Origin of the sequence: Rhodothalassium salexigens DSM 2132, assembly GCF_004341375.1 — a bacterium.
Lineage (GTDB): Bacteria > Pseudomonadota > Alphaproteobacteria > Sphingomonadales > Rhodothalassiaceae > Rhodothalassium > Rhodothalassium salexigens.
Genome location: NZ_SLXO01000006.1, coordinates 94537 through 110830, shown reverse-complemented (window position 1 = coordinate 110830; position 16294 = coordinate 94537). Strand labels below are relative to the sequence as shown.

At 67.2% G+C, this 16294-nt stretch carries 9 protein-coding genes; 4 read left to right on the top strand and 5 right to left on the bottom strand.

What is annotated here, in order from left to right; translation table 11 throughout:
* Positions 1–165 precede the first annotated feature (165 nt).
* A complete protein-coding gene (locus tag EV659_RS09220; protein ID WP_132708589.1) occupies positions 166–1140 on the top strand; it encodes a DUF7946 domain-containing protein in 975 nt (324 codons plus the stop codon).
* Between the two features lie 233 nt (positions 1141–1373).
* On the opposite strand, the gene EV659_RS09215 is transcribed toward EV659_RS09220, so the two are convergent.
* On the bottom strand, positions 1374–2168 hold the full coding sequence (locus EV659_RS09215; protein WP_132708588.1) for an IclR family transcriptional regulator domain-containing protein: 795 nt from the start codon (positions 2166–2168) through the stop codon (positions 1374–1376).
* 417 nt (positions 2169–2585) lie between these two features.
* Positions 2586–4355, bottom strand: a complete 1770-nt coding sequence (locus EV659_RS09210; RefSeq protein ID WP_132708587.1) for an alpha-glucosidase — start codon at positions 4353–4355, stop codon at positions 2586–2588.
* 328 nt (positions 4356–4683) lie between these two features.
* On the opposite strand from EV659_RS09210, the gene glpD reads away from it, so the two are divergent.
* Positions 4684–6423, top strand: coding sequence for a glycerol-3-phosphate dehydrogenase (gene glpD / locus EV659_RS09205; RefSeq protein ID WP_132708586.1), 1740 nt, complete (start codon positions 4684–4686; stop codon positions 6421–6423).
* Between the two features lie 147 nt (positions 6424–6570).
* Here glpD and rpoD read toward each other — a convergent pair whose 3' ends face one another.
* The 3 genes from rpoD to EV659_RS09190 all read right to left on the bottom strand — a co-directional run bounded on the left by rpoD (position 6571) and on the right by EV659_RS09190 (position 11440).
* Positions 6571–8706 carry an RNA polymerase sigma factor RpoD gene (gene rpoD / locus EV659_RS09200; RefSeq protein WP_132708585.1) on the bottom strand — a complete coding sequence of 712 codons (2136 nt, stop codon included), beginning with the start codon at positions 8704–8706 and terminating at the stop codon, positions 6571–6573.
* Positions 8707–8779: 73 nt separating this feature from the next.
* Positions 8780–10660 (bottom strand): DNA primase, encoded by a 1881-nt coding sequence (gene dnaG / locus EV659_RS09195; protein ID WP_132708584.1) that lies wholly within the window; start codon positions 10658–10660, stop codon positions 8780–8782.
* A gap of 321 nt (positions 10661–10981) precedes the next feature.
* Entirely contained in the window at positions 10982–11440 is a 459-nt protein-coding gene (locus EV659_RS09190; protein ID WP_132708583.1) for a GatB/YqeY domain-containing protein, read from the bottom strand.
* Positions 11441–11686: 246 nt separating this feature from the next.
* Between EV659_RS09190 and carA the strand changes: the two genes are divergently transcribed.
* Together carA and carB are read left to right on the top strand one after the other, a co-directional pair.
* Positions 11687–12880, top strand: a complete 1194-nt coding sequence (carA, locus tag EV659_RS09185) for a glutamine-hydrolyzing carbamoyl-phosphate synthase small subunit (protein WP_132708582.1) — start codon at positions 11687–11689, stop codon at positions 12878–12880.
* A gap of 55 nt (positions 12881–12935) precedes the next feature.
* Positions 12936–16211 carry a carbamoyl-phosphate synthase large subunit gene (carB, locus tag EV659_RS09180; protein WP_132708581.1) on the top strand — a complete coding sequence of 1092 codons (3276 nt, stop codon included), beginning with the start codon at positions 12936–12938 and terminating at the stop codon, positions 16209–16211.
* Positions 16212–16294: the final 83 nt, after the last annotated feature.

The following is a 16294-nucleotide window of genomic DNA, read 5'->3' as shown; positions in this document are numbered from 1 at the left end:
GAATAAATGTTAAGATGGAGGCTCGGTATTGGCTTTTTGGCAAAACACATTGGAGTGATGGTGAAGGCATTGGGCATTGGTTCGGTGAGGCCATTCTGAGGTTGACAAAAAGTTCATCAGATAGAACAGTTTTTTGAAGTGATTTTGGCGTAATTGGGGGCTGTTTTGGAAAAGATCAGGTTTCATTTTGAGGGAGCTCTTGCAGCAGAGCATCAATTAAATTTTTATGAGGCGGCAAGATTTCAGTACGCTGCTGCAAGGTTAATAGTGAAGTTGATGCAGTTCCAGAATTATGGGCGTTTTAACAAAAAAATTACTGCGAAAACAAATACGAATGCCCTTTTGGCTACGCATCAGAATGGTTCTTTCGATATTACAATATTGGTCCCGCTTGCTGTGGTGGCCGCTGAGGCTTTCGTTAATGTCCCAGTGGGGTACCTTATGTCCTATGTATTCGAGCGCATTCTTGGAAAGTCGAGCGATTCTCAAGTTCGTGACGTGCTGGACCGTCATGCGCAGGTGGTTGAGGAATTAGGGCGCATCAAAGAAAGTGATAGCGAGTCCTTAAAAAAAGCTCTTGAAATAGTTGATCAGCAACGCCAAGATCTAAAAGATTCTAATGATTATAGCAAAAAAGTCCTTGAGCGTCGCATCGCGGAGCTTGAGCGGGAAAAGATGCTTGAGCCCGTTGAGGATCAAATGAAACGCATAGATGGTGCGCAGCAAGAGAAGCTCTTGGCAATGGCGGCGCCACTTGTCGCGGAAATGGCAACAGTACTTCGTGTATCGGCGTATACTGTTGAGATTTTCGATGAATCGCGCGACGGGAAAGCTCAACGCTTTCTCTATTTAGACCGAGAAATGGCAGAGGACGTCATCGTCTCAAAAGTCGATGATCAAATTACATCTATCCGTGTGGATATTGTTCAATACAATAAAGAGACAGGGTGGGGAAAGTTGCGTTTGGCTGATTCTCGGGACCTTATTACCTTTAGTGTTCCGGCGGATTTAAAGGGAAATTTAACGGACAGGATTGTTCAGGAGATGAAAAATGAACAGACTTTTGTTCGGGTCAATTGCGTTCGCGATCGTGCGCAGGAACCAACACGAATGATCCTTGTTGGAATTATTGATGAGTAGAGCTTGGTGCGCCACTCAAATCTGTGAAAAGACCCTCGGTCCCGAGCGTTGATGGTTAATGCTTCTTGTTTCCCTCCGCTGGGGAAGTTTGGCTGGTCGGGCATGTCGCGCCGGTCCCGTGCCCGATGCGGTGTCAGGGCCGGACGGTTTCGAGCGGTGGGCGGGTCTCGTCGGATTTGCTCGCTGGTGGGGTGTCAGGGCCGGGCGCCGGTGTCGCGTCAGGCTTGTGGCGCTCAGTGCTGCAGGGCGGCGGTGATCCTTTGCGAGGCGGTGCGTAACTCGGTCAGGATGCGTCCGCCCATATCCGCCGGCGTGATCCGTGTCGCCGGGCAGCAGACGTTGAGCGCGGCGATCACCGTGCCCTGGCCGTCGCGCACCGGCACCGAGATCGCCGCCAGCCCCTCCTCCATCTCCTGGTCGACGATGCAATAGTCCTGACGCCGGGCGTCTTCGACCAGGCTGCGCAGCTTGACCTTGGAGGTGACGGTGTTGGGTGTCAGCTTGGTCAGGGTCACCTGGTCGAGATAGGCGTGCAAGGCGTCCTCGGGCAGGGCGGCCAGCAGCATCCGGCCGGTGGAGACGCTGTAGGCGGGCACCCGGGTGCCCACCGAGATGCCCACATTGACCAGCCGGTCGGCGTTGGCGCGCGCCACATAGAACAGATCGTGGCCGCTCAGAACCGCCAGAAAGCAGGACTCGCGCAACGTCTCGGCCAGCCGGGTCAGGATCGGTTGCGCCACATCGAGGAAGCTTATGGACGACAGCGCCGAATAGCCCAGTTCCAACACCTTCGGGCGCAACGAGAAATACTTGCCGTCGGTCTCGGCATAGCCCTCGCGCACCAGGGTCAGCAGAAAGCGCCGCACGGTCGCCCGGGTCATGCCGGTGGCGCGGGCGATTTCGCTCAAGGTCATGCGCGGCCTGGTGCGGGTGAAGGCGCATATCACCTCAAGCCCGCGGGCGAGGGAATTGACATAATCCCGGTCGCTGATCTCGCCGGGGGAACGGGGGGCCAAGGACGGTTTCATCGCAGCTCTTACCTGGTGTGTTCAACGCGCGGGGGGCGGGGCGGATCGCTCGCGCCATGCGTGTGGCGCCCGTGTCGGCATCGGCGCCGCGCCCATGCACTGCGGGCCGCCCGGCCGGCGGCAGGGGCGGCCGTCGGAGGCACGGGGCGCGCGGCGGGACGGGTGGCGAGGCAGGGGGGCGGAAGACGCGTCATGGTCGAGCAGTCCGTCGGTCAAGCGGGCGATGTTCACACAGAGAACGAACGGGCGCAAAGGTTTTGCGGGGGCGTCGACGCTTTGGCGCTTAACCCCGCCATCGGCGCCTTGTTGGTGGATTTCGGGGCGGCGTGCGCAGATAGCATTTGTCTAAATCGAACGGGTGTTCGATCAATGGACGAGGCGTGCCGGAGGCGGGGGCGCGACCGCGCCGGGCGTCGGTCAGTGCGGACGGATCGCCCAGAGCCCGCCCCAGGGCGGCAGGGTCACGGTGTCGCCGTCGATCTGGCCAGTCAGCGGGCCAGCCAACGGTGTCGCGCCGGCGAACGCCGGGTGGCGGAAGGTTTGCGGCCGGTCGGACAGGTTGAAGGCGGCGAGCACCGGGCGCGGGTCATGGTCCTCGGTGGCGTCGGGGGCTGGGCCGGCCTCGGCATCCAGGCACCGCACGAACCCGACCACCGGGTCGGCCAGGTCGAGCAGGTGGAGCCGGCCGCGCACCAGGGCCGGGTGGGCGCGGCGCAAGCGCAGCAAGGCGCGGGTGACGTGCAGCGTCGAGACGGCGTCGGCCTCCTGCCGGTCGACCGCCAGGGCGCGGTGTTGGGGGGCGACCGGCAGCCAGGGCTCGGCGTCGGAAAAGCCCGCATGGGGGGCGTCGGCCGACCAGGGCATGGGCGTGCGCGCGCCGTCGCGGCCCAGTGTTTGCGGCCACGACTTGATCGCCTCGGGGTCCTGAAGCCGCTCATAGGGCACATCCGCCTGGGCCAGGCCCAACTCCTCGCCCTGATAGAGAAACACCGTGCCTTGCAGGGTCAACAGGATCGCCAGATAGAGCCTGGGCAGGGCCGCCTGGTCCGGGTCGCCGCCGAAGCGGCTGGCGACCCGGGGCACGTCATGGTTGGAAAACGCCCAACTGGGCCAGGAAGCGGCCCCGTGCTGCCCCCAGTCCTTGAGCGGCTGGGTGAGCGTGCGCCCGTCGAGCGCGCCGCCATGGCCCAGATAGACGAAGTTGTAGGCGGTGTGCAGGCGCGTGTGTCCTTGGGTGTATTCAGCGGTGCGGGCGAGCGGGTCGTCGTCCTCGATTTCGGCCACCGCCATGCGCCCGTCATAGGCGTCGAGCAACGCCCGCAGCCGTTCGAGAAACGCCAGATTTTCGGGGCGCGATTTGTCGTAGACATGGCGCTGGCGATAATAGGGCCGGGTGTCCGCCGGCACGTCGGGGGCGGCGGGGTTGTCGCGCAGCAGCGGGTCGTGGAAGTAGAAATTCGCCACGTCGAGGCGGAACCCGTCGACCCCGCGTTCGAGCCAGAAGCGCGCCACGTCGAGCAGCTCTTTCTGCACCTCCGGGCTGTGCAGGTTCAGGTCCGGCTGTTCGGGCAGGAAATTGTGCAGATAGTATTGGTGGCGCCGGGTGCCCCAGGTCCAGGCCGGGCCGCCGAAGAAGGACTGCCAGTTGTTGGGCGGCGAACCGTCGGCGCGCGGATCGGCCCAGACATACCAGTCGGCCTTGGCGTTGGTGCGGCTGGCGCGGCTTTCCTGAAACCAGGCGTGGCGGTCGGAGGTGTGCGACAACACCAGATCGATGATCAGCTTGAGCCCGCGGGCGTGGGTGGCCTCGATCAGCGCGTCGGCGTCTTCGAGCGTGCCGAACATCGGGTCCACGTCGCGATAGTCCGACACGTCATAGCCGAAATCGCGCATCGGCGAGCGGAAGAACGGCGACACCCATAAGCCGTCGACGCCGAGCGCGGCGATATAGTCGAGCCGCCCGATGATGCCGGCCAGATCGCCGATGCCGTCGCCATTGGTGTCCAGAAAGCTGCGCGGATAGACATGGTAGATCACCGCGCCCTGCCACCAGTCGCGCCCCGGGGTCGCGCGCGCGTCCAGGGAGCCGGCCGGCGCCTTGGTGCCGGCGTCGGTCGGCCGGTTGCGGCCCAAGCCTGCCGGGGTTGGCCCCGGGGCGGGGTGGCCCCAATGGTCGGGCGTGGTCATGGCCGTGCGTTCCCTCGCATGGTGGCGGCCCCTGCGACCGCACCTTAAGCGCGGTCGAAAACGGAGCAAATGAAAATCCGCACAGCTTTACACCCACCCAGCGTTCGCCGGGCGCCGACGGCCATGGGCGAGACCGTCTTCGCGGTCCGGGCTGGTCATCCGCCTGTCGGGCCGCGCCGAGCGTACCGGCCAAGGGGACCATGTCGCCCGGCGATTTCTTTTCTTTTTCGTCCGTTTTGGCACTGATGATACCATATATGCGAGTAAAGACCGCAGACTGTACCTATCGAGGGCGCGAGGCTGGCGCATGCCCGGCGGCGACAAGGCGATGGCGGATACGCGTATTCACTCCCAGCGCGGCACCGACCGGCCCTCCGGCGCAAATCCGGGCCGCGCTTACCAGGCAATTGGTCAGGCAGCCTGCGAGGGGGGCGGCGAGGCTCGATCGGTTTGTGACCCACCGGTTTATGACCTGGCGATCATCGGCGGCGGCATCAACGGCGTCGGCATCGCGCGCGACGCGGCCGGGCGGGGTTTGTCGGTCTATCTGTGCGAGGCCGGCGATCTGGGCGGTGCCACCTCGTCGGCCAGCACCAAGCTCGCCCATGGCGGGCTGCGCTATCTGGAACAGTACGCCTTCAAGCTGGTGCGCGCGTCCTTGCGCGAGCGCGACATCCTGCTGGCCACCGCGCCGCACATCGTTTGGCCGTTGCGCTTCGTGCTGCCCCAGGGGCGCGGCCAGCGGCCGGCCTGGATGATCCGATTGGGGCTGTTTCTCTATGACCGGCTGGGCGGTCGGCGCTCGTTGCCGGGGGCGCGGGCGCTCGACCTGCGCCGCGACGCCGCCGGCGGGCCGCTCAAGGCCGGGCTGGGTCGCGCCTTCGCCTATTGGGACGGCTGGGCCGAGGACAACCGCCTGGCGGTGTTGACCGCGCGCGACGCCGCCGACCGTGGCGCCACCATCGCGCCGCGCACCCGCTGCACCGCCGCCGTGCGCGACGGGCGGCTTTGGCGGCTTTGGGTCACAGACGTGGCGTCGGAGGGCGTGGGGGGCGCCGCGCGCGGCGAGCCGGGCGGGCGCGTGGGCGCCGGGGTCTCGGATCGGGGGGCTGCCGGGCCGATGGTGCGGGCGCGCGCGCTGGTCAATGCCGCCGGGCCCTGGGCCGGGCAGGTGCTGGAGCGCGTGCTGGGGCGCCCCGGCGCCGCGCCGCTGCGTCTGGTCAAGGGCAGCCACATCGTCACCCGCCGGCTGTTCGACCATGACAGCGCCTATCTGTTCCAGAACGACGACGGTCGGGTGGTGTTCGCGATCCCCTATGAGGGCGAGTTCACCCTGATCGGCACCACCGACCAGGATGTGGGCGCCGACATGGGCACCCCGCAGGCCAGCGCGGCCGAGATCGGCTATCTGTGCGCCGCCGTCAGCGGCTATTTCCGCCAGCCGGTGACGCCCGATCAGGTGGTCTGGTCCTATGCCGGGGTCCGGCCGCTCTATGCCGAGGCGGCCGAGACGGCGGGGACGGCGGCGTCGGCCAGCCGCGATTATGCGCTCGATCTGGAGGCGCCCGCCGGTGCGCCGCCGCTGCTCACCGTCTATGGCGGCAAGCTGACCGGCTATCGCCATCTGGCCGAGACCGCGCTCGACCGGCTGGCTACGGCGATGGCGATCCCCGGCGGGCGCTGGACCCATGCCGCCTGTCTGCCGGGCGGCGACCTGGGCACCGATTTCGAGCGTTGGGCGGCGGCGTTCGCGGCCCGGCATCCGTGGCTCGACCCGGCGCTCGCCCGGCGGTTGGCACGCGCCTATGGCAGCCGGGCCGACCGCATCGTGGCCGGCGCGGCGGCCATGGCGGACTTGGGCCGGCATTTCGGCACCGGGCTCTACGAGGCCGAACTGGCCTATGCGGTGGCGTGGGAATGGGTTCGCTCGGCCGACGATTTCCTGTGGCGGCGCACCAAGCTTGGCCTGCGGCTGAGCCCGGCGGCGGCGCGTGACGTGGCGCACTGGATCGCCGCCCACCGGCCGGCTGCCCCGGATCGGGTGCCGGCCGCATCCGACGCGCCGTAGCGGAGAACCACCGCCCAAGGCCCGACGTAAACACCGCTGCCGCATCGGCCCGCCCCAATGCCGACAGACACAAGGCGGTGCGGGGCAGGGCGGGTGGCGGTCGCTTGGGCCGCCGGCGCGCCCTGCCCAGTGTCGGTCCGCTGCCGATCAGGTGTCGAGGAAGCTGCGCAACTTGCGGCTGCGGCTCGGGTGCTTGAGCTTGCGCAGCGCCTTGGCCTCGATCTGGCGGATCCGCTCGCGGGTCACCGAGAATTGCTGGCCCACTTCTTCGAGCGTGTGGTCGGTGTTCATGCCGATGCCGAAGCGCATGCGCAGCACCCGCTCTTCGCGCGGCGTCAGCGAGGCGAGCACCCGCGTCGTGGTCTCGCGCAGGTTCGACTGGATCGCCGCGTCCACCGGCAGGACCGCGTTCTTGTCCTCGATGAAGTCGCCGAGATGGCTGTCTTCCTCGTCGCCGATGGGGGTTTCCAGGCTGATCGGCTCCTTGGCGATCTTCATCACCTTGCGCACCTTGTCCAGCGGCATGGACAGCCGTTCGGCCAGTTCTTCAGGCGTCGGCTCGCGGCCGATCTCGTGCAGCATCTGACGCGACGTGCGCACCAGCTTGTTGATCGTTTCGATCATGTGCACGGGGATACGGATGGTGCGCGCCTGGTCGGCGATTGAGCGGGTGATCGCCTGGCGAATCCACCAGGTGGCGTAGGTGGAGAACTTGTAGCCGCGCCGGTACTCGAACTTGTCCACCGCCTTCATCAGGCCGATATTGCCCTCCTGGATCAGGTCCAGGAATTGCAGGCCGCGATTGGTGTATTTCTTGGCGATCGAGATCACCAGGCGCAGATTGGCCTCGACCATCTCCTTCTTGGCGATCCGGGCCTCTTTCTCGCCCTTCTGCACCGTGTGCACGATGCGCCGGAATTCGCCCACCTGCAGGCCGGTCTCGCTGGTGATCTCGGCCACCTGGGTGCGGATATTGCCGATCGCCGCGGTCTCATGGTCGACGAACTTGGCCCACTTCTTGTCGATGCCGGCGACCCGCTCGACCCAGCCGTCTTCAAGCTCGTTGCCCATATAGTGGTCGAGGAAGTCCTTGCGCTTGATCCGATAGCCTTCGGCGAGCCGCAGCAACCGCCCGCCCAGATTGAGCAGGCGCTTGTTGAGGCCGTAGAGCCGGTCGACCAGTTCCTCGATGCGGGCATTGTTAAAGCGCACCGAGCGCACCAGCGCCACCAGGTCGCCGCGCAGCTTGCGATAGCGCTTCTCCTGGTGCGGGGTCAGGCCCTCGCCGCGCTTGGCGGCGTCGAGCCGCTGGTCCTGAAGCCGGGCCAGCTTCTTGTAGGTCGACGCGATGGTCTCGAACTTTTCCAGCGTCTCAGGCGTCAGATGCTCTTCCATCGCGGCCAGCGACATGGCGGCTTCGTAATCCTCGTCGTCCTCGTCGCCGTCGCTGTCCTCGTCGCCCGCGGTCTCGCCGCTGGCCTCGCCGGTGGCCTTGTCGTCGGCCGGCTTGGCATCGGCTTTCGCGTCGCCCGCTGGTTCGCCCGCCGCTGCGCCGCCAGCTTTGCCGGCGTCGTCGCCGGCCGCTCCCGGCGCGCCGTCGGCACCGGCCGCGTCGGCCTGGCCGTCCTCGGAGGCGCCCGCCGGGCCGCCGCCCATGGTGGCGTCCAGGTCGATCACGTCGCGCAGCAACATGCGCCCTTCCATCAATTCGTCGTGCCAGAACACGATCGCCTGGAAGGTGAGCGGGCTTTCGCACAGCCCCTCGATCATGGTCTCGCGGCCGGCCTCGATGCGCTTGGCGATGGCGATTTCGCCCTCACGGCTCAGCAACTCGACCGAGCCCATCTCGCGCAGATACATGCGCACCGGGTCGTCGGTGCGCTCGCCTTCGCCGGCCTTGCCGGTGGTCTTGAACTCGTCGGCCTCTTCAGCCTCTTCCGGCTCGTCCTCCTCGTCCTCATCCGCCTCTGCGGCGGCCGGTTCGGGCTTGGCACGGGCGGCCTTTGCCGGGGGCTTGGCGTCCTTGTCCTCGGCCTCTTCGGGGTCGTCGCTGTCGACCACATTGATGCCCATTTCCGACAGCATGGTCATCACGTCCTCGATCTTCTCCGAGGACATCTCGTCGGTGGGCAGCGTCCGGTTCAACTCGTCATAGGAGATGTAGCCGCGCTCCTTCGCCTTGGCGATCATCTTCTTGACCGCGGCTTCGGTGCCGCCGCCGATGGGGGCGTCGGCCTCGTCGCGGGCTTCGGGCGCGTCGGTATCCGGGGTAGGGGTGGCCATGGGTTGCCGATCTCTCATGGGATGAGGAACCAACCGGTCGACTTGTAAAGCCGACTCGCATAATTCGCGTTAACTAACTTGATTCGCGACCCGATGCGACCCCGAAACTGCGCAACTCTGGCGGAGACTCGCTCAAGCTCGCCAATTCAGTTTGCAAAATGCGCATGCGCTCCATGTCGGTCGAGGTCAGATCATCCAGCGGCGTCCGGCTGAGCGCATCCAGTTCTGCGCGCAGCGCGGCCGACCGCACCAGGGTCATCGCATGGGTCAGGCCCAACTCAGCATCCGCCAGGGCGGCGTCGGGCCGGGCCTGCCAGACGGGAGCGAGCGCGGGCGCATCATCGAGGCGCGCCACGGTCTCCGCCCAACCGTCTGACGACAGATGGGCGCGCAGGTGCGTGCGATCAAGATGCGGCAGGCGTGTCCAGGCGTCGAGCACCGCGTTCTTGAGCCCGTTGAGCTCGGCATCGGCGAAGCGCAGGGCGGCCACCTGTTCGTCATGATGGGCCAGCAGGGCGGGGTGGTTGAGCAGGGTCAACAGCACCATCTGCGCCGCCCGGTCGGCCTCGGGCAGCGCCAGGGCGCGGTGGCCGGGCGCGCCGCCGGTCCCGCTCCGCCAGCCGCCGGCGCGGCCATTGTCTCGGCCGCCGCCGCGCCCGCCGGCGCCGCGCTGGCGCCATTGCAGGTCACGGAACAGGCGGCGGAACCGGGCGCCGATTTCCTTATGATAAAAGTGCCGGACCTTCTCGTCTTCGATCTCGGCGAGCTTGGCGAACAGCTGGCGTTCGGCGCCGGCGCGGCGTTCGGGCGTGTCGAGGCGCGCCTCGGCGGTCTCGAAGCGCCACAACAGATCCACCAGCGGCGTCGCCCGGTCGAGCAGGCGGCGCATGGCCTCGGGCCCGCTGCGGCGCACCAGGTCGTCGGGGTCCTGGCCCTCGGGCAGCAGCGCAAACGACAGGCTGGCGCCGGGCTTCAGCACCGGCAATGCGCGCTCGATCGCCCGGTGGGCGGCGCGCAGGCCGGCACTGTCGCCGTCGAAGCACAAGACGGGTTCGGGCACCAGCCGCCACAAAAGGGTCAATTGCTCGGGCGTCAGCGCGGTGCCAAGCGGTGCGACCGCCTGGGCGATGCCGGCGTCGGCGAGCGCGATCACGTCCATATAGCCTTCGACGACGACGATCTCGCGCGCGTCATGGGCGGCGCGGCGTGCCTTGTCCAGATTGTAGAGCGCGTGGCCCTTATGGAACAGCGGCGTCTCGGGCGAATTGAGGTACTTGGCCTTGGCGTGGCCGTCGAGCGCCCGGCCGCCGAACGCGATCACCCGGCCGCGGCCGTCGGCGATCGGGAACATCAGCCGGTTGCGGAACCGGTCGTAGCCGGCGCCGCCGTCTTCGGGGCGGATCAGCAGCCCGGCCTCGACCATCTGCCCCTCGCTGACCCCGCGCGCGCTGAGCGCCTCCTTGAGCGCGGTGCGCTGCGCCGGCGCGACACCCAGGCGGAAGCCCTCGACGCTTGCCGCCGAGACGCCGCGCCGGTCGAGATAGGCGCGCGCCTCGCGCCCGCCGGGGCCGGTCAATTGCGCCTGATACCAGCGCGCCGCCGTCTCCATCACGTCGTGGAGCGAGGCGGCGCGGGCCTCGCGCCGTTCGGTCTCGGGGTCGGGCTTGGGCAGGTCGAGCCCCGCTTCGGCGGCCAGCCGCTCGACCGCTTCGGGGAAGCTCAGGCCCTCATGGTCGGTCAGGAAGGTGATCACGTCGCCCGACGCGCCGCAGCCGAAGCAGTGATAGAAGCCCTTCTCGGGGATGACGTGGAACGACGGCGTCTTCTCGTTGTGGAACGGGCACAGGCCCTTGTACTCGCGCCCGGCGCGCACCAGTTTGACCGACCGGCCGATCACATCGGCCAGCGGCACGCGCTCGCGGATCTCGTCGAGGAAGCGGGGCGGAAAACGCATGGGCCTTGGGTCCTGGACCGGCGCGGCCGTGCCCCGCCCGCGCCATGGGGCGGATGCGGCGGTCGCGCCGCAGTGGATGAGCATAGGCCGAACGCCGCTGCGCACCAAGGGCCGCGCCTCGCTGGCCTTGGCGGCGGCGCTGTGCCGGCTTCGGTCGCGGCGCTAAGGTGCGCCGCCCGGGCCAAGCGGTCACCGGTCGGGGGCGCCCGGAGTTGGTCGCGGCCGGTCGGGTGCCGGTTCGGGCTGATCGGCTTTGGTTGCGGCCGGCTGGGGCTGCGGCCGCCCGCCGGCGCCGGTCAGGGGCGCCGATCAGGGGGGCGATCAGGGGGCGAGGATTTCCTTCACCTTGGCCGACGCCTTGGCGAAATCCATCTGTCCCGCATAGCGCGCCTTGAGCGTGCCCATGCAGCGACCGATGTCGCGCAGGCCCTGCGCGCCGACCTCGTCGACCACCTCTTGGCAGGCCGATTTGATTTCCCGGTCGTTCAACTGCTTGGGCAGAAAGCGTTCGATCACGCCGATTTCGTCGCGCTCACGCTCGGCCAGTTCGCAGCGGCCGGCGTCTTCATAGGCGCGAATCGACTCCTGACGCTGCTTGATCATCTTGGCCAGGATCTGGCGGATCTGCGTGTCGTCGTCCTGCTCGGTCTTGTCGTCCAGGCGATTGGCGATGTCCTGGTCCTTCACGGCAGCCAGGATCAGGCGCACCGTATCGGCCTTGGTGGTGTCGCGCGCCCGCATGGCGTCTTTCAGTTCGTGCTTCAACTGCTCGCGCAGCATGGCATGGCCTCATACGGACAGAAAACAGGGAAGCTTCGTATCTACACCCGGAGGCGGATTGGAGGCAATTCGAAACGTATCTGTTAACTCATTGATTAATAAGAGAAAAATTATTTTACTAAGGCGCTTGACCGGGCCCGGCGCGGGGCATAGGGTCCGGCCAATTTAGCCGCCGGCCCCGACATATGGCGGTACGGCCGGCGGTTTGCAACCGACTGCCGGCGGATTACTAAGGAAAACCAGTCCATGCCTCATGCCGACACGCCCGAGCCACGGTCCCGCTTGGCCAAACCGTTCGACCCCACGCCCTTGGCCACCGCTGTGCTGGTGTTGGCCGACGGCACCGTGTTCCGCGGCCAGGGCTGCGGCGCCGAAGGCGTGGCGGTGGGCGAGGTGTGCTTCAACACCGCCATGACCGGCTATCAGGAAATCCTGACCGATCCCAGCTATGCCGGCCAGATCATCACCTTCACCTTTCCCCATATCGGCAATGTGGGCGTCAACCCTGAGGATATGGAGGCCGAACGCCCGGCCGCGCGCGGATTCGTGCTGCGCGAGCCGGTGACCGGGCCGAGCAACTGGCGCGCCGCCCAGGACTTCGACGCCTGGGCGCGCGGTCATGGCCTGGTGGGGCTGTCGGGTGTCGACACCCGGGCGCTGACCCGGGCGGTGCGGCGCGGCGCGGCGCCCACCGGCGTCATCGCCCACAACCCGGACGGCGCGTTCGACCTGGCCGACCTGCAGGCGCAGGCGGCGGCGTGGCCGGGTCTCGCCGGCATGGACTTGGCGCAGGCGGTGTCGACGCCGGGCGAGCCGCGTCCCTGGGGGCAGGGCGCCTGGAGCGTGGCGAAGGGCTATGCCGCCGCGCCCGAGAGCGGGCCGCACATCGTCGTGGTCGACTATGGCACCAAGCACAATATCCTGCGCAACCTGGCGCGTGCCGGCGCGCGGGTGACGGTGGTGCCCGCCGACACCACGGCCGAGGCCATCGCCGCCCTCAAGCCCGACGGGGTGGTGCTGTCCAACGGTCCGGGCGACCCGGCGGCGACCGCCCACTATGCGGTGCCGACGATCCGGGCGCTGATCCACACCGGCATGCCGCTTTATGGCATCTGCCTGGGCCACCAATTGCTGAGCCTGGCGCTCGGCGGCAAGACCGTGAAGATGGCCCAGGGCCATCGCGGCGCCAACCATCCGGTCAAGGACCTGGCCACCGGGCGGGTCGACATCACGTCGATGAACCATGGCTTCGCGGTCGACCCCGACAGCCTGCCCGCCGACGTCAAGGTCACCCAGGTGTCGCTGTTCGACGGCTCGGTCTGCGCCATCGAGGCCGAGGGGCGCAAGATCCTGTCGGTCCAGCAGCACCCCGAAGCCTCGCCCGGCCCGCAAGACAGCTTCGCCCTGTTCGACCGCTTCCTGGCGATGGTGAAGAGCTGAGCCCTGGTCTCGCCGCCGTCCGTTCCCGTCTGCCCCTAGTGAAGGCCCGCACCCCATGCCCAAACGCACCGACATCAAAAGCATCCTGATCATCGGCGCCGGGCCGATCATCATCGGTCAGGCTTGCGAGTTCGACTATTCCGGCACCCAGGCGGTCAAGGCGCTGCGCGAGGAAGGCTATCGGGTGATCCTGGTCAATTCCAACCCGGCCACGATCATGACCGACCCCGAGCTGGCCGACGCCACCTATGTGGAGCCGATCACGCCCGAGATGGTCGCCAAGGTGATCGAGGCCGAACGCCCCGACGCGCTGTTGCCGACCATGGGCGGGCAGACCGCGCTCAACACCGCGCTCGCCCTGTCGCGCGACGGTACGCTGGAAAAATACGGCGTCGGGTTGATCGGCGCCAATGAGACCGCCATCGAGAAGGCCGAGGACCGGCAGTTGTTCCGCCGCGCCATGGACGCCATCGGCCTGGACAGCCCGCGCAGCCGGGTGGTCCACACCATCGAAGAGGCGATGGTCGCGCTCGACGACACCGGTCTGCCGGCGATCATCCGGCCGAGCTTCACGCTCGGCGGCACCGGCGGCGGCATCGCCTACAACCGCGAGGAATTCCAGGAGATCGTCCTGCGCGGCCTCGACGCCAGCCCGGTCAACGAGGTGCTGGTCGAGGAGTCGGTGCTCGGCTGGAAGGAATATGAGATGGAGGTGGTCCGCGACCGGGCGGACAATTGCATCATCATCTGTTCGATCGAGAATGTGGACCCCATGGGCGTCCACACCGGCGACAGCATCACCGTGGCCCCGGCGCTGACCCTGACCGACAAGGAATATCAGGTGATGCGCAACGCCTCGATCGCGGTGCTGCGCGAGATCGGCGTCGAGACCGGCGGCTCGAACGTGCAGTTCGCGGTCAACCCCAAGGATGGCCGCCTGGTGGTGATCGAGATGAACCCGCGGGTCAGCCGCTCGTCGGCGCTGGCGTCGAAGGCCACCGGCTTTCCGATCGCCAAGGTGGCGGCCAAGCTGGCGGTCGGCTACACCCTCGACGAGGTGGTCAACGACATCACCCGGACCACGCCGGCCAGCTTCGAGCCGACCATCGACTATGTGGTCACCAAGATCCCGCGCTTCACGTTCGAGAAGTTCGCCGGCACCGACCCGTCGCTGAACACGTCGATGAAATCGGTCGGCGAGGCCATGGCGATCGGCCGGTCGTTCCCGGAAAGCCTGCAAAAGGCGTTGCGCAGCCTGGAAGTGGGCTTCGACGGCCTCGACCCCGTGGAGATCCCGGGCTATGACCGCGACCACCCGGACGAGGGCGCGATCCTGGCCGCGCTGACCAAGCCGACCCAGGAGCGATTGTTGCTGGCGGCCCAAGCGATGCGCGAAGGCGTCGACCTGGCGACCATCCAGCGCGTCACCCACTACGACCCGTGGTTCCTGGACCAGCTTCAGCGCATCGTCGCGGCCGAGGCGTGGGTCGCCGAGCACGGCCTGCCCAGCGATGCGGCGGGCCTCCTGGGGCTCAAGCAACTGGGCTTTTCCGATGCCCGGCTGGCCACGCTCATCGGTCACAGTGCCGCCGACGTGCGCGCCCGCCGGCTCCAACTGGGCGTGCGCCCGGTCTATAAGCTGATCGACACCTGCGCGGCCGAGTTCGACGCCCACACGCCCTATCTCTATGGCTGCTATGAGACCGGCATCGAGACCGTGTCGGGCGAGCGGCTGCCGGCCGAATGCGAGGCCCGGCCCACCGAGGCGCGCAAGGTGGTGATCCTGGGCGGCGGTCCCAACCGGATCGGGCAGGGCATCGAGTTCGACTATTGCTGCTGCCACGCCTGTTTCGCGCTCAGCGCGGCGGGCTATGAAACGATCATGATCAACTGCAACCCCGAGACGGTGTCGACCGACTATGACACCTCCGACCGGCTCTATTTCGAGCCGTTGACCGCCGAGGATGTGCTCGCGGTCATCGACAAGGAGTGCGAGGCCGGCGAGTTGATGGGCGTGGTGTTGCAGTTCGGCGGCCAGACGCCGTTGAAGCTGGCGCGCGACCTGGCCGCCGCCGGCGTGCCGGTGCTCGGCACCGACCCCGACGCCATCGACCGCGCCGAGGACCGCGACCGGTTCCAGGCGCTGTTGCACGAACTGGGCCTGGAACAGCCGCCCGGCGGCATCGCCCGCAGCGAGGAAGAGGCCGCCTCAATCGCCGAGCGCATCGGTTATCCGGTGTTGCTGCGGCCGTCCTATGTGCTCGGCGGCCGGGCGATGGAGATCGTCCACGACCAGGCCGGCCTTGAAACCTATATCCGCGAGGCGGTGCGGGTGTCGGGCGACACGCCCTTGCTGGTCGATCGCTATCTGTCCGACGCCATCGAGGTGGACGTGGACGCGCTCGGCGACGGCGAGGAAGTGGCGATCGCCGGCATCATGGAGCATATCGAGGAAGCCGGCATCCACTCGGGCGACAGCTGCTGTTCGCTGCCGGCCCATTCGCTGCCGCAGGCGGTGCGCGACGAGATCGAGCGCGAGACCAAGGCGCTCGGCTTGGCGCTCGGCGTGCGCGGGCTGATGAACGTGCAGTTCGCGGTCAAGGACGGCCAAGTCTATCTGATCGAGGTCAATCCGCGCGCCTCGCGCACCGTGCCGTTCGTGGCCAAGGCCATCGGCCGGCCGGTGGCCAAGATCGCCTCGCGCCTGATGGCCGGCGAGAAGCTGGCCGACCTGTGGACCCCGGTGCCGCCCATGGACCATGTGGCGGTCAAGGAAGCGGTGTTCCCGTTCGCCCGCTTCCCCGGCGTCGACGTGCTGTTGGGCCCCGAGATGCGGTCGACCGGCGAGGTCATGGGCCTCGACCGGCGCTTCGACCTGGCGTTCCTCAAAAGCCAGACCGGTGCAGGCACCCACCTGCCGCGCGAGGGGCTGATCTTCGTGTCGGTCAAGGAGCAGGACAAGGCCCATTTCGTGCCGATCTGTCGCGATCTGACGGCGATGGGCTACCGGCTTCTGGCGACCCGCGGCACCGCCGCCTATCTGGCCGAGCGCGGGCTTGATGTGGAGGCGGTCAACAAGGTGGCCGAGGGCCGGCCGCACATCGTCGACCGGATGAAGGACGGCGATGTGGCGCTGATGCTCAACACCACCGAGGGCAAGCAGTCGATCGACGATTCCTACGAACTGCGGCGCACCGCGCTGACCATGAAGGTGCCCTATTACACCACGCTCGCCGAAGCGCGGGTGGCGGTGCAGGCGCTGCGCGCCTTGCGCGAGGAAATCCTGAGCGTTACACCGCTGCAAAGCTATGCGGTCGGGCTGCCGTCATAATCCGGCCGTGCGGGCGTGATCGGCTGTGCGCCTGGCGGCTGATGAACAGCGCCGCTGGACGCATGGAGCACAAAGGAGAGTAG

What these genes read in the sequence shown, in the direction of transcription:
- EV659_RS09215 (WP_132708588.1), bottom strand. Translation starts at nt 2,168, where the DNA reads ATGAAACCGTCCTTGGCCCCCCGTTCCCCCGGCGAGATCAGCGACCGG.
- rpoD (WP_132708585.1), bottom strand. Translation starts at nt 8,706, where the DNA reads ATGGCCACCCCTACCCCGGATACCGACGCGCCCGAAGCCCGCGACGAG.
- carA (WP_132708582.1), top strand. Translation starts at nt 11,687, where the DNA reads ATGCCTCATGCCGACACGCCCGAGCCACGGTCCCGCTTGGCCAAACCG.
- EV659_RS09210 (WP_132708587.1), bottom strand. Translation starts at nt 4,355, where the DNA reads ATGACCACGCCCGACCATTGGGGCCACCCCGCCCCGGGGCCAACCCCG.
- dnaG (WP_132708584.1), bottom strand. Translation starts at nt 10,660, where the DNA reads ATGCGTTTTCCGCCCCGCTTCCTCGACGAGATCCGCGAGCGCGTGCCG.
- glpD (WP_132708586.1), top strand. Translation starts at nt 4,684, where the DNA reads ATGGCGGATACGCGTATTCACTCCCAGCGCGGCACCGACCGGCCCTCC.
- carB (WP_132708581.1), top strand. Translation starts at nt 12,936, where the DNA reads ATGCCCAAACGCACCGACATCAAAAGCATCCTGATCATCGGCGCCGGG.
- EV659_RS09190 (WP_132708583.1), bottom strand. Translation starts at nt 11,440, where the DNA reads ATGCTGCGCGAGCAGTTGAAGCACGAACTGAAAGACGCCATGCGGGCG.